This is a genomic window from Thioalkalivibrio sp. ALE31 (genome assembly GCF_000377405.1).
Taxonomy (GTDB): Bacteria; Pseudomonadota; Gammaproteobacteria; order Ectothiorhodospirales; family Ectothiorhodospiraceae; genus Thioalkalivibrio.
Genome location: NZ_KB905030.1, coordinates 1 through 13,029 on the forward strand (window position 1 = coordinate 1; position 13,029 = coordinate 13,029).

At 67.7% G+C, this 13,029-nt stretch carries 13 protein-coding genes; 4 read left to right on the plus strand and 9 right to left on the minus strand.

Features of this window, described 5'->3' with window-relative positions; translation table 11 throughout:
• From D103_RS0112505 to recQ, 3 genes are all read right to left on the minus strand, one after another.
• On the minus strand, positions 1 to 931 hold a 931-nt coding region (locus D103_RS0112505), incomplete at its 3' end, for an IS256 family transposase (protein ID WP_018876910.1).
• Between the two features lie 167 nt (positions 932 to 1,098).
• A complete protein-coding gene (locus D103_RS0112510) occupies positions 1,099 to 1,854 on the minus strand; it encodes a DUF3581 family protein (RefSeq protein ID WP_018877035.1) in 756 nt (251 codons plus the stop codon).
• Between the two features lie 43 nt (positions 1,855 to 1,897).
• Complete coding sequence (gene recQ, locus D103_RS0112515) at positions 1,898 to 3,787, minus strand: DNA helicase RecQ (protein ID WP_018877036.1); 1,890 nt, start codon at positions 3,785 to 3,787, stop codon at positions 1,898 to 1,900.
• Positions 3,788 to 3,963: 176 nt separating this feature from the next.
• On the opposite strand from recQ, the gene D103_RS0112520 reads away from it, so the two are divergent.
• From D103_RS0112520 to D103_RS0112535, 4 genes are all read left to right on the plus strand, one after another.
• On the plus strand, positions 3,964 to 4,428 hold the full coding sequence (locus D103_RS0112520) for a c-type cytochrome (RefSeq protein ID WP_018877037.1): 465 nt from the start codon (positions 3,964 to 3,966) through the stop codon (positions 4,426 to 4,428).
• A 13-nt stretch (positions 4,429 to 4,441) separates the two neighbouring features.
• A complete protein-coding gene (locus D103_RS0112525) occupies positions 4,442 to 5,440 on the plus strand; it encodes a diguanylate cyclase (RefSeq protein WP_018877038.1) in 999 nt (332 codons plus the stop codon).
• A gap of 78 nt (positions 5,441 to 5,518) precedes the next feature.
• The gene (locus D103_RS0112530; protein WP_018877039.1) at positions 5,519 to 5,917 is read left to right on the plus strand and encodes a hypothetical protein; all 399 of its coding nucleotides are present in this window, start codon (positions 5,519 to 5,521) and stop codon (positions 5,915 to 5,917) included.
• A 112-nt stretch (positions 5,918 to 6,029) separates the two neighbouring features.
• Positions 6,030 to 7,850: an ABC transporter ATP-binding protein/permease gene (locus tag D103_RS0112535; protein ID WP_018877040.1), complete on the plus strand. Its 1,821-nt coding sequence runs from the start codon at positions 6,030 to 6,032 to the stop codon at positions 7,848 to 7,850.
• A gap of 260 nt (positions 7,851 to 8,110) precedes the next feature.
• Here the strand turns inward: D103_RS0112535 and arfB are convergent, their stop codons facing one another.
• The 6 genes from arfB to D103_RS0112565 all read right to left on the minus strand — a co-directional run bounded on the left by arfB (position 8,111) and on the right by D103_RS0112565 (position 13,027).
• Positions 8,111 to 8,527, minus strand: a complete 417-nt coding sequence (arfB, locus tag D103_RS0112540) for an alternative ribosome rescue aminoacyl-tRNA hydrolase ArfB (RefSeq protein WP_018877041.1) — start codon at positions 8,525 to 8,527, stop codon at positions 8,111 to 8,113.
• 7 nt (positions 8,528 to 8,534) lie between these two features.
• Positions 8,535 to 8,840, minus strand: a complete 306-nt coding sequence (locus D103_RS0112545; RefSeq protein ID WP_018877042.1) for a hypothetical protein — start codon at positions 8,838 to 8,840, stop codon at positions 8,535 to 8,537.
• 166 nt (positions 8,841 to 9,006) lie between these two features.
• The gene (locus D103_RS0112550) at positions 9,007 to 10,599 is read right to left on the minus strand and encodes a peptide chain release factor 3 (RefSeq protein ID WP_018867520.1); all 1,593 of its coding nucleotides are present in this window, start codon (positions 10,597 to 10,599) and stop codon (positions 9,007 to 9,009) included.
• A gap of 132 nt (positions 10,600 to 10,731) precedes the next feature.
• Entirely contained in the window at positions 10,732 to 11,538 is an 807-nt protein-coding gene (locus D103_RS0112555; protein ID WP_018867521.1) for a tetratricopeptide repeat protein, read from the minus strand.
• A gap of 169 nt (positions 11,539 to 11,707) precedes the next feature.
• Positions 11,708 to 12,187, minus strand: a complete 480-nt coding sequence (rimI, locus tag D103_RS0112560; RefSeq protein WP_018877043.1) for a ribosomal protein S18-alanine N-acetyltransferase — start codon at positions 12,185 to 12,187, stop codon at positions 11,708 to 11,710.
• Between the two features lie 108 nt (positions 12,188 to 12,295).
• Positions 12,296 to 13,027 (minus strand): uracil-DNA glycosylase family protein, encoded by a 732-nt coding sequence (locus D103_RS0112565; protein WP_018877044.1) that lies wholly within the window; start codon positions 13,025 to 13,027, stop codon positions 12,296 to 12,298.
• Between the last annotated feature and the right edge of the window lie 2 nt (positions 13,028 to 13,029).

Here is a 13,029-nt window from a genome sequence, read left to right on the forward strand (position 1 = left end):
ATTTGGCGTCCCAGGTGTCCGCAAAGCGGGTGAGCGCGGCCTCGGCCTCGGCGCGGGTGGCGGCGCCGTAGATGGCGCGCAGATCCCGGGCCACGGCCTTGCGCTCCTTCCAGGGCACGTACTTGAGGCTGCCGCGGACCTTGTGAACGATGCACAGTTGCACCTGGGTGTTCGGGAACACGCTCTCGATCGCCTCGGGCAGGCCCTTGAGGCCGTCCACGCAGGCGATGAAACAGTCCTGGACGCCGCGACTGTTGAGCTCGGTGAACACCGCGTGCCAGAACGAGGCACCCTCGGCCTGACCGACCCAGAGTCCCAGCAGCTCCTTCTCGCCTTCCAGGTTGATGCCCAGGGCCAGATAGACGGCCTGGTTCTTGACCGGCCCGTGCTCGCGCGACTTCACGTGCAGGGCGTCGAAGTAGAGGATGGGGTAGACCGCCGCCAGGGGCCGCTCCTGCCAGGCTTGCAGCTCTTCACGCACCGCCTCGGTGACGTTGGAGATCAGGGTCGGCGAGACCTCCACGCCGTAGAGCTCTTCCAGTTGCGCCTGGATCTCGCGGGTGGACTGGCCCCGCGCATAGAGCGCGATGACCTTGTCGTCAAAGCCTTCCAGGCGGCGCTGCCGCTTGGCAATCAGCTGCGGCTCGAAGCTGCTGTCGCGATCCCGCGGAACTTCGATCTCGAACGCGCCGGCTTCGCCCTGCACGCGCTTGCGCGTCTTGCCGTTGCGACTGTTGCCACTGCCGCGGCCCTCCAGGGCATGCGGCGGATAGCCCAGGTGGGTGGTCATCTCCGCCTCGAGCGCCCGCTCCGCCAGGCGCTGCGTCAGCTGCTGGAGCAGCCCACCCTGACCCAGCAGATCCTTCGGGTGCTGATAGTCCTTCAGCAGCTCATCCAGCAAAGCATCGGGAATCGTCTTCGAATCGGTCATCGCATACTCCTTGCTCAGGTCTGCTAAATGACCACTTACACAGTTCCTTGTACACCCTCCCCGGATCAGCCGTATCTTGCCTATCTTCCGATCTTCTCGCCTTCCTGTCCGCTCCAAGCCCTTGACCTTCTTCGTGCCTTCGTGCGCTTCGTGGTGGATACAGAAGCTCAGGCGTGGGCGCGGGTCCCGGCGGGCGGGTTGAAGTAGGCGGCCTTCCAGCTTTCGTAGTCGGCGACGAGTTGCTCGACGTCGGCGGCATCGAACGGGCGCAGGCCGCTCAGCACCAGGTGCTTGCTGCCGTCGGCGACTACGGACTGATCGATCACCAGCTCGTAGTCCAGGCGGATCTCGCCGCGCTTGCCGTTGACGGTCATCACCGCATCCTTCAGGCGCGGCTCCGGCACCCCGGCGCTGGCGGCCAGCGGCTCGGGCAGGCGGAAGCCCATGCGCTCGTACATCACCAGCGGGCGCTTCGGGTTCACCATCACGCCGTGCTCCTCCATCAGCGGCACCAGCACATGCGGGAAGTTCTGCCCGGAGAAGCTCACATAACTGCGGATCAGGGATTCAATCGCGTTGGGCTCGTCGATCACCGTGCCGGAGCGCTCGACCTCGATCACGCTCTTGCCATTGTCGTCGGTAATCGCAAAGGCCTCGCCCGGGGCCTCCGGGAAGATCAGCGGCACGTTGCCCCCCACCATTCCGGTAAAGCGGAAGTGCATGTTCGCGCTGGCGCCGTAGGTATCCAGCACCAGCGCGAACAGCAAATCGCCCGGCACGCAGAAGCGCCGGTTGTCGGCATCGTGGATCGGATTGAAATCGCCGGCGAGCGTCTTGGCAAAGTCACTGCCCTGCTCCGGGGTCACGACCAGTTGACCGTCGCGATGGCGGTAGAAATCCTCAAGGAAGCTTTTGTCGGTCACGCGGTCTCCCCGAAATCGTATTGCGGCGTGGTTTTTCGCACCACTATAGCCCGAAATGCCCCTCGATGGCCTTGATGAAGGCATCGCCATAGCGCTCCAGCTTGTGCTGGCCGACCCCGGAGATCCCGGCCATCTCGTCACGGCTGCACGGGGCGGCCGCAACCATCTCCAGCAGCGTGGCATCACTGAAGATCACGTAGGGCGGCACCCCCTGATCGCGCGCAAGGTCGGTGCGCAATGCGCGCAGGGCCTCCCACAGCGCGCGGTCCTCGCTGTCCATCGCCGCCACACTGCGGGCGGTGTCGCGGCGGGCCGGGCGGGCGGCGCGCGCCTCGCGTTCCGGGCGCGCCACCTCCTCGCGCAGGTGGATCGACTCCTCGCCGCGCAGCACCGGGCGACAGGCCGGGTCCAGCTTCAGCCCGCCGTAGCCCTCCTCGTCCAGACGCAGCAGACCGCGGGCGAGCAGCTGACGCACCACGCCGCGCCACTGCGCCTTGTCCAGTTCCTTGCCGATCCCGAAGGTGCTCAGGCGGTCGTGACCGAGGCGGCTCAGGCGTTCGCTCGCGGAGCCGCGCAGCACGTCGATCACGTGCCCCGCGCCGAAGCGCTCGCCGGTGCGGTAGATGCAGGACAGGAGCTTCTGCACCGGGACACTGGCATCCCAGGTGGCCGGCGGCTGCATGCAGTTGTCGCAGGTCCCGCAGGGCTCGGGCATGCGCTCGTCGAAGTAGGCAAGCAGGGCCTGGCGCCGGCAACTGGTGATCTCGCAGAACCCGAGCATCGCCTCCAGCTTTTGCTGCTCGATGCGCTGGCGCTCGGCGCCGGCCTGCGAGCCCTCCAGCATCTGGCGCAGGGTGACCACATCCTGCAGGCCATAGACCATCCAGGCATTCGCGGGCAGGCCGTCGCGCCCGGCGCGGCCGGTCTCCTGGTAGTAGCCCTCCAGGCTCTTGGGCAGGTTCAGGTGAGCCACGAAGCGCACGTTCGGCTTGTCGATACCCATACCGAAGGCGATGGTCGCCACCATCACCACGCCCTCCTCGCGCAGGAATCGGGTCTGGTTAGCCGCGCGGGTCGCCGCCGGCAGACCCGCGTGATAGGGCAGCGCGGTAATGCCCTGCTCCACCAGCCACTCGGCCTCGGCCTCGACCTTCTTGCGCGACAGGCAGTAGACGATACCGGCCTCGCCCGCGTGTTCCTCGCGGATGAAGCGCAGCAGCCGGTCGCGTGCGGAACCGCCGCGCCCCCCGTCGGCCTGGGCGATGCGGTAGCGGATATTGGGGCGATCGAAGGAGCTGACAAAGGCACGGGCCTGCTCCAGGCGCAGCCGCTCGCGGATCTCCTGGCGAGTGGGCCCGTCCGCCGTCGCCGTCAGGGCCAGACGCGGCACCTGCGGGAAGCGTTCGGCCAGCACCGCCAGCTGGCTGTACTCCGGGCGGAAGTCATGCCCCCATTGCGAGACGCAGTGGGCCTCGTCGATGGCGAACAGCGCCAGCTCGATACCCTCCAGGCGCTCCAGCATGCCCGCGGCGAACAGGCGCTCCGGCGACATGTACAGCAGATCCAGTTCGCCCGCATGCAGCGCGGCCAGCACGGAGCGGGCCTCGTCCGCCTTCTGGCCGGAATCCAGACTGGCGGCCGCCACGCCGTTCTGGCGCAGGGCCGCCACCTGATCCTGCATCAGCGCGATCAGCGGCGAGATCACGATGCCGCACCCGGGCCGCGCCAGCGCGGGGATCTGGTAGCACAGCGACTTGCCACCGCCGGTGGGCATCAGCACCACGGCGTCGCCACCCGCGGTCACATGCTCGACGATGGCCTGTTGCTGACCGCGAAATTCCGTGTAGCCGAAGGTCTCGCGCAGGATCTCCAGTGGCGCCGCCGCCGGAGCGCTTCCCTGCGCTTCTCCAGCTGCAAGACCCGAGGGTTCCAATGGACGTACTCCAGACGGGAAGACAAGCCACGAAGACTGCCGAATGCCCGCCACTGCTGCAAGCCACCAGCGCCACAACCGCCCCGCGCCGGCCGCAATCCCTCCCGGTGCGCAGTCGCCCGCCGTGACCCGCCGCGATAAACTCCCCGCCTGAATACCAAAATCCAGGACGCCCGATGCCGACAACCGCCCGCCTCCTGCCCGCCGCCTTGCTGGCCCTGTTCGCGTTGACCGCCTGTTCCGACGCCCCGGAACCGGACACCGCCGCCGAGCCGCCCGCGCAGGCATCCGGCGAAGACTCGAGCGCGGCCTCCGGCTCCACCGCGCAGCTCGACTACAGCCTGCCGCCAGAGGACTTCGCCGCCGACCCCGAGGCCGGGCGCTCGCTGTTCCGCGCCAACTGCATGCAGTGCCACGGCGAGGACGCCCGCGGCACCGACCAGGGCCCGCCGCTGATCCACCGCATCTACGAGCCTTCGCACCACCCGGACATCACCTTCCATCGCGCCGTGGCCCTGGGCGTGCACGCGCACCACTGGGACTTTGGCGACATGCCGCCGGTGGCCGGCGTCACCGGCGAGGGGACCGCCCATATCATCGCCTGGATCCGCCAGGAGCAGCGCGCCGTCGGCATCGACTGAACTCAACCCGTACATGACAGATCCACGCACGGAGGCGATCCGCGGCACGGTCCACGCCTACCTGGACGCCTGGCTGCGCCAGCGCGACCTCGCGGCCCTGCTGCGCCTTCACACCCCCGCGGTCAGCGGCTTTGGCACTGGTGCCGACGAGGCCGCCTTCACCCCGGAAGAGGTCGGGCGCATCGTCGGGCGCGACATCGAACAGGTACCGGAACCCTTCGATTACACCATTCATCGCGAGGACGTCCGACTGCTGACCGATGACGTGGCCTTGGTCATGCTGATCTTCGACATGATGCTGGACACCCGCGGGCAGCGGGTCCGACTGAACGGCCTGCGTGCCAGTCTGGTGCTGCACGCGACCGCCGACGGCTGGCGCCTGGAGCACCTGCATGGCTCCTTCCCCGCGAGCGTCCATGGAGACGACGAACCCTACCCGGTGAAGGAGCTGGAGGAGCGCGCACAGGTGCTCGAACGCCTGGTACGGGAACGCACGCACTCCCTGGAGGCCGCCCAGCAACACCTGGAACACCTCGCCACCACCGACCCGCTGACCGGATTGAACAACCGCATGAAGGCCAGTGAGGCCCTGGCCGAAGAGATCCTGAGGGCCGAGCGTCACGCGAGCCCGCTCAGCGTGATCCTGCTGGACCTTGATCACTTCAAGCCGATTAACGACACCCTGGGACATGGTCGCGGCGACGCGGTACTGACCGCGGTCGGGCGGCTGATCACGGGCCGTATCCGCGCCACCGATCGGGCCGCGCGCTGGGGTGGCGAGGAGTTCCTCATTCTCTGCCCGCAAGATGACATCGCCGCCACAGCCCGGCTGGCCGAGGACCTGCGCCACTGCCTGGAGATCCACGACTTCCAGACCGGACAGCCACTGACCGCCAGCTTCGGCGTCGCCCAGCTGGAGCCCGGCGAGAGCGCGGAATCCCTGGTGGACCGGGCCGACCGCGCCCTGTACGCGGCCAAGCACGCCGGGCGCAACCGGGTCCAGGGCGCGTGAAATCAATCCGGCCCTTGGGGCGTCCCGCCCGGTAACCGCAGGAACGCATTCACCCCGATCGGCAAAAGGAGCCTTGCCATGTGCACGAAGAGACTGACCCTCGCCACCCTTCTGGGCCTTCTGGCCCTGCCCGCTCAGGCAAACCCGGTCGACATCCTGGAGGCCCAGCTGCATGCCAGCGGCCCGAACCAGTGGCGGGTCGCCGTCACCGTGGAGCATCCCGATACCGGCTGGGATCACTATGCCGATGCCTGGCGTGTGCTGGACGCCGATGGGAACGTCCTCGGTGAACGCATCCTGCACCACCCGCATGTCAACGAGCAGCCGTTTACCCGCAGCCTGCGCCGGCTGTCGATCCCCGATGACACGCGCTTCCTGCAGATCGAGGCCCGCTGCTCGCAGGACGGCTGGAGTCACCAGCGCCTGCGGATCGACCTGGAACAGGACCGGGGCGAGGGCTTCCGCATCCACCGGTGAGATGCGCGGCCGGGCCGCACCGGGCCGGGGAGCCGCCACGGAACGCGCGCCCATGTGCGTACCCGGCAGGGACCTCCTAAAGTAGGCAGCCTACCCAGCCCCGGATTCCCTCATGCGCGGTCACTCCAGCGTGCACGATGCGCCCGACGACGCGATCAACTGGCGCATCGTTCGCTCCCTGTTTCCCTATCTCGCGGAGTTCCGCGGACGGCTGTTCCTCGCCCTCGGGCTGATGGGCCTGGCCAAGCTGGCGACCGTGCTGGTCCCGCTGGCACTGAAATACATCGTCGACCACTTCGAGGACGGCGGCACCGAGGCGCTGGTCGCGGTCCCGGTGGCACTGGTGATCGCCTACGGCCTGCTGCGCTTTGGCAGCACCCTGTTCGGCGAGCTGCGCGACGCGGTCTTCGTACGGGTGGCCGAGCGGGCCATGCGGCGCGCGGCCCTGCGCGTGTTCGAACATCTGCATCGGCTCGAACTGAGCTTCCATCTGGCGCGCGAGACCGGCGGCCTGGCCCGGGACATCGAGCGCGGCACCAGCGGCATCAGCTTCCTGCTGCGCTTCATGGTGTTCAACATCCTGCCGACGATCATCGAGATCGCGATGGTCGCGGTCATCCTGCTGGTGGCGGTGGGCCCGGTATTCACCCTGACGGTGATCATCGCGGTGGCGGCCTACATCGTCTGGTCGGTGTGGATTACCGAGTGGCGCACCCGCTTCGTGCGCGAGGCCAATCAGCGCGACAACGAGTCCAACACCCGCGCGATCGACTCGCTGCTGAACTACGAAACGGTGAAGTACTTCGGCAACGAGGGCTTCGAGGCCCGGCGCTACGACGAGGGCCTGGCCACCTGGGAACAGGCGCGCACCAAGAACGTACTGTCGCTGGTGCTGCTGAACTCCGGCCAGGCCCTGATCATCGCCGCCGCGATCACCGTGATGATGCTGCTGGCCGCCAGCCGGGTGGCCTCGGGGCAGATGTCGCTGGGCGATCTGGTGATGGTCAATGCCTACATGATCCAGCTGTTCATGCCGCTGAACTTCCTCGGCTTCGTCTACCGCGAGATCCGCCAGTCGCTGGCGAACATCGAGCGCCTGTTTGGCCTGCTGGAAAAACCGGTACAGGTCGAGGACCGGCCAGGCGCGCCGGATCTCGACGTCGCGGACGGGCATGTGCGCTTCGAGCAGGTCGCCTTCCACTACCAGCCGGAACGCCCGATCCTCGAGGACGTATCACTGGAAATCCCGGCCGGGCACAAGCTCGCGGTGGTCGGGCCCAGCGGGGCCGGCAAATCCACGCTCGCCCGACTGCTGTTCCGTTTCTTCGACGTAACCGACGGGCGCATCACCATCGATGGCCAGGACATCCGCGAGGTAACCCAGCAAAGCCTGCGCCGCGCGATCGGCGTGGTCCCGCAGGACACCGTGCTGTTCAACGCCAGCATTCGCTACAACATCGCCTACGGCGACCCGGAAGCGTCCGAAGAAACCATCCGGCGCGCGGTCCACCTGGCGCACCTGGACGATTTCATCCAGCGCCTGCCCGACGGCCTGGATACGGTCGTCGGCGAACGCGGCCTCAAGGTCTCCGGCGGCGAGAAGCAACGCATCGCCATCGCCCGCATGCTGCTGAAGGACCCGCCGATCCTGGTCTTCGACGAGGCTACCTCGTCGCTGGACTCGGGCTCGGAGAAGGCGATCCTGCAGGCGCTGAACGAGGTCTCGGCGCGGCGCACCACGCTGGTCATCGCGCATCGCCTGTCGACCGTGAAGGACGCCGAACAGATCGTCGTCCTCGACCAGGGACGCGTGGTCGAACGCGGCACCCACCGCGAACTCCTCGCGGCGGGCGGCGCCTACGCCCGCCTGTGGCAACACCAGCAGGAACACGAACCCGCGCCCGTCGATCCGAGCCCGAACGCCGGGGCCTGAACCCTTTTATTCACCACGAAGCACACGAAGGCACGAAGGAATTCAAGGGCGGTTAACAGGAAGGTACGAAGACGGGAAGATGAATAGGTGCGTCTCCCAGAGCCCCTGATGCCCGGGCGCGCGGATGTGGCCAGCCGGTGCCCGGCGCCCCAACCAGAAATCCTTCCGACCTTCCCGTCTTCCTGTCCGCTTTTATGCCATTGACCTGACCCTTCTTCGTGCCTTCGTGTGCTTCGTGGTGAACAAAAAGCTCTTGGCAGTTAGTCGGGGGCGACGCGGCCGCGCAGGGCCTTCTTGCGGCCGCGGTGGGTCTTGCCCTCCAGGCGGCGCAGCTTGGAGGCGCGCGTGGGGCGCGTCGGCTTGCGCGCCTTGATCGGGCGACCCACCTCGCGCAGCAGCTCCGCCAGGCGCTCCAGCGCATCCTCGCGGTTGGCCTCCTGGGTGCGGTACTGCTGCGCCTTGAGCACGATCACGCCATCCTTGGTGATGCGCTGGTCCCGGCGGCGCAGCAGGCGTTCCTTGTAGACGTCGGGCAGGCTGGAGGCGCGGATATCGAAGCGCAGATGAATGGCCGAGGCCACCTTGTTCACGTTCTGCCCGCCGGCCCCCTGGGCACGGATCGCGGTCAGCTCGATCTCGTGCTCGGGGACGCTCACGCTGTTGGAAATGCGCAGCATCGGGGAATCAGCGGAAATCGCCGCCATGGATGCGGCCATCCGCGTCCAGTTCGGCGAAGAAGCGGCTGTTATCCGTGCGGTATTCCTGGGTCACGATGTCGCCGGGCAGCACCAGCATCACGTCGGGGTAGACGCGCTCGAACTCCCCGGGCGTCGGCCGACTCTCGAGGAAGTGCAGGAACGGGTTCATCTGCTCGACCGTACCCGGTCGCGGCTCGGGTCCATCGCCCCGGGTCTCGGTCTTGTGCACCGCACAGCCGCCAACCATCAGCGCCACGACCACGCCAATCACAGACAAGAATCGAAACGCCATATTCTCCTCCTGCACCACACAACTGCACCGTCATTGCGAGGCGTCGCAGACACCGTGGCAATCGCCTCAAGCTGGCATGAAGCCCGGGGCCGCTGATTTCGGATGGAGTTCGCCACGTCGCTTCGCTCCTCCCGATGGCGGTTCCAGTGCACCCCGGAGCGGCGATCTACTCCGTCGGCTGGCCGTGCTCGCGGGTCGCCTCGAAGCGGATCTCCGGCCATTTTTCCATCGCCATCTGCAGGTTCACCCGAGTCGGGGCGATATAGACCAGATCGCCACCGTGATCGATCGCCAGGTTCGCCGCGGCCTTCTCCCTGAACTCCTCGAGTTTCTTCGGGTCGTCGCATTCGACCCAGCGCGCGGTCTGGACGTTCACGTTCTCGAACTGCGCCTCGACCTTGTACTCGGTACGCAGGCGCTCGGCGACCACGTCGAACTGCAGCACGCCGACCGCGCCCAGGATCAGGTCGTTGTTGGTCAGCGGGCGGTAGAGCTGGGTCGCACCCTCCTCGCACAACTCCTGCAGGCCCTTGGCGAGCTGCTTCATCTTCAGCGGGTCCTTCAGCTGCGCGCGCCGGAACAGCTCCGGGGCGAAGTTGGGCACGCCGGTAAAGGTCAGGTCCTCGCCCTGGGTGAAGGTATCCCCGATGCGGATGGTGCCGTGGTTGTGAATGCCGATGATGTCGCCCGGATACGCGGTCTCGACATGTTCGCGGTCGGAGGCCAGGAAGGTCAGCGCATCCGGGATCTTCACGTCGCGCCCGATCCGCACGTGACGCAGCTTCGCGCCCTTGTCGAAGGTGCCGGAACAGATGCGCATGAAGGCGATGCGGTCACGGTGATTCGGATCCATGTTCGCCTGGATCTTGAACACGAAGCCGGTGAACTTCTCCTCGGTCGGCTCGACCTTGCGCGAGTGCGTCGGGCGAGGCAGCGGGCCCGGGGCGTACTCGACGAAATCGTCCAGCAACTCCTCGATGCCGAAGTTGTTGATCGCGGAGCCGAAGAACACCGGGGTCTGCTCGCCGCGCAGGTAGGCGTCCGCGTCGAACGCGTGCGAGGCCCCCTGCACCAGCTCGAGCTCCTCGCGCAGCTCCTGCGCCTGATCGCCCAGCACCTCGTCCAGGCGCGGATTGTCCAGGCCCTCGATGATCTCGCCGGTGGACTTCTTCCCGCCCTGCTCGGGATCGTACAGGTGCACCGCATCGCGACGGATATGGTAGACGCCACGGAAGCGCTTGCCGGAGCCGATCGGCCAGGTGACCGGGGCGCACTCGATCTTCAGTACCTCCTCGACCTCGTCGAGCAGCTCGATCGGGTCGCGGCCCTCGCGGTCCATCTTGTTGACGAAGGTCATGATCGGCGTGTCGCGCAGCCGGCAGACCTCCATCAGCTTGATGGTGCGTTCTTCCACGCCCTTGGCCGCGTCGATCACCATCAACGCGGAGTCCACCGCGGTCAGCGTGCGGTAGGTGTCCTCGGAGAAGTCCGCGTGCCCGGGGGTGTCCAGCAGATTCACCATGCGCCCCTTGTACGGGTACTGCATCACGGACGAGGTGACCGAGATCCCGCGCGACTTCTCCATCTCCATCCAGTCGGAGGTGGCATGGCGCGACGACTTGCGCCCCTTGACCGTACCGGCGAGCTGGATCGCGCCGCCGTACAGCAGGAGCTTTTCGGTCATGGTGGTCTTGCCGGCGTCCGGGTGCGAGATGATCGCGAAGGTCCGGCGTCGGCGGGTTTCCTCGATAAAGGACATGCATTCGGGCCGCTGGGAACAGCCCGCAAGTTTAACGCGAAATCGGGGGTCCGGTTCAGCCGGATGCCCCCGAAACGCAAACGGCCCCGGAAGCCGGGGCCGTTGTGCAACCCCACACTGGCCGCTGCGGGCTCAGCGTGCGGCGGCCGCCTGGATCGCCGCGTTCTGCTCCTCCAGACGCCCGCGCGCGGTCACCAGGTCGCGGTTGTTCATGCGGGCCTCGAGCGTAGCAATGCGCTCTTCGTCCTGGGCCAGGCTGTACCAGACATGCGCCTGCACCAGGTCACGCTCGACCCCGCGGCCGTTCTGGTGCAGCCGGCCCAGCCCGATCTGGGCATGCCGGTAGCCCTGTTCCGCCGCGGCGGTGTACCAGCGGGCGGCGGCGGCCGCATCGCGCGTGGTGCCCTGGCCGTTCTCGTGCAGCAACCCGACGTAGTACTGGGCGGCAGGCAGCCCCTGATCCGCGGCCCGGGTCAGCCATTCGAGACCGGCGGCCGGGTCCTGTTCGCCATTGGCCAGGTGGCTCCCCAGCCAGTACTGGGCATCGGCATGTCCCAGTTCGGCGGCGCGGGTGTAGTGCTCGCGGCTGCGCTCGGGGTCCGCCGGGGCGCCCTTGCCGGCCGCCAGGAGATAGCCCAGGTAGTAGTGGGCCCCGGCGTGGTCGGCATCCGCTGCGCGGGCGAACCAGCGCACGGCCTGGTCGTGGTCCACTGGCGTACCCCGCCCGGAGTAGTTGGCCATACCCACGTCGAACATCGCCGCGGTATTGCCCTTCTGCGCGTTGCTTTCGCGGATCTCGTACCAGACCTCCAGCAGTTCCTGCTGGCGCTCGGCCTCGTCATAACCAAAGGACTGCTGGGCCTGAACGGCCCCGGCGGACAGCGCCAGTGGCAGGGCCAGAGGGAGCGAAACGAACAGTGCGCGCAGGGATCGGGACATGGGTTACCTCATCCGGTGTCGGGGCGAATACCGGTTTTGATCATAGTCCGGGCCGCGGGCCGTCACAACGCGGGGGTGGCAGGACGAGAACCGATGACGGCAAAACGGGCGCACATCACGCAAAGGTCACCCGGGACTGTGACCGGTTTCACGCCGCCAGCGGAACCCGTCAGGCCCCGGCCGGGGCGTTGCAGCGACGTGTCAGAACCCAGGCATCCTCACGGCCGCTGGGTAGCGGGTAGTAGCGCGGGCGGGTGCCGACATGCTCGAAGCCCTCGGAACGGTAGAGCTGGACCGCGGCCACGTTCGACGGACGGACCTCCAGAAAGAGCGCCTCGGCCTCCTGCTCACAGGCATAGTCGAACAAGCGCCGCACCATGAACCGGCCCAGCCCGTTGCCCTGCCAGCGCGGGTCCACCGTCAGGTTCAGCAGGTGGGCCTCGCCCGCGGCCACGCTCAGCACGCTGTGGCCCACCTGGCGGCCATCCACCTCGAGCACCCAGCAGTCATAGCCCACACGGATGCAGTCCTCGAAGATGCGGGCGGTCCACGGGTAGTCATAGGCCTCGCGTTCCACGCGCATCACCCCCTCCACATCCGCCGTCTGCATACGGCGCAACTCGGGCTGGACGCGGGGTTCGGCACTCATGACGCAGCTTCCTCCTGAACGCGGTGAACGAAGGGGATACGGGGCGCTTCCGGCAGTTCCGAGCCCGGGAATGCTCCCCGGGTTCCCATCTCCACAACGGGAATCGGGTTACTCCAGGAAGGCCCGGGCGCGCTGCAGGTCCTGCCAGGCCTTGCCCTTGTCTCCCGGCTTTCGCAGCAGGTAGGCCGGGTGATAGGTCACCACCAGCGGCACGCCCTGATAGCGGTGCTGCGCCCCGCGCAGGCGTCCCAGGGGCTCCTCCGATGCCAGCAGGCTCTGGGCCGCGATCCGTCCCAAGGCGACAATGACCTCGGGCTGGATCAGGGCGATCTGGCGATCGAGGTAGGCGCGGCAGGCCGCCGATTCCTCCGGTTTCGGGTCGCGGTTTCCGGGGGGCCGGCACTTCAGCACGTTGGCAATGAAGACATCGTGGCCCCGCTCCAGCCCCAGCGCCCGCAGCATGTTGTCCAGCAGCTGTCCGGCACGGCCGACGAAGGGTTCCCCGCGCCGGTCCTCCTCCGCGCCGGGGGCCTCGCCAATGAACAGCCAGCGGGCGCGCGGATCGCCCACCCCGAACACGGTCTGCGTACGTTCGCGCGCCAGCTCGGCACAGGCCTGGCAGTCACGCACGCGTGTCTGGAGGGCCTCCCAGTCCAGGGTCGCGACGGCGGCGTCCTGCCCCCCGCCACCCGCATCCGCCGCCCCGGACGGCATCTCGGCGGCTGGGGCCAGCGGTTCGCCCGGCGGCGCTTCGATCGCCGGGGCGGCCGCGACCCGCGACCGCCACACCGGGATACCCATATCCGCGAGGATGCGGCGCTGGCGCACCGACAGCGACACGC

Bases quoted from the DNA above. Each gene is read 5' to 3' on its own strand.
- D103_RS0112545 (WP_018877042.1), bottom strand. From the start codon at position 8,840: ATGGCGTTTCGATTCTTGTCTGTGATTGGCGTGGTCGTGGCGCTGATG.
- D103_RS0112535 (WP_018877040.1), top strand. From the start codon at position 6,030: ATGCGCGGTCACTCCAGCGTGCACGATGCGCCCGACGACGCGATCAAC.
- D103_RS0112525 (WP_018877038.1), top strand. From the start codon at position 4,442: ATGACAGATCCACGCACGGAGGCGATCCGCGGCACGGTCCACGCCTAC.
- rimI (WP_018877043.1), bottom strand. From the start codon at position 12,187: ATGAGTGCCGAACCCCGCGTCCAGCCCGAGTTGCGCCGTATGCAGACG.
- D103_RS0112550 (WP_018867520.1), bottom strand. From the start codon at position 10,599: ATGTCCTTTATCGAGGAAACCCGCCGACGCCGGACCTTCGCGATCATC.
- arfB (WP_018877041.1), bottom strand. From the start codon at position 8,527: ATGCTGCGCATTTCCAACAGCGTGAGCGTCCCCGAGCACGAGATCGAG.
- D103_RS0112555 (WP_018867521.1), bottom strand. From the start codon at position 11,538: ATGTCCCGATCCCTGCGCGCACTGTTCGTTTCGCTCCCTCTGGCCCTG.
- D103_RS0112530 (WP_018877039.1), top strand. From the start codon at position 5,519: ATGTGCACGAAGAGACTGACCCTCGCCACCCTTCTGGGCCTTCTGGCC.
- D103_RS0112520 (WP_018877037.1), top strand. From the start codon at position 3,964: ATGCCGACAACCGCCCGCCTCCTGCCCGCCGCCTTGCTGGCCCTGTTC.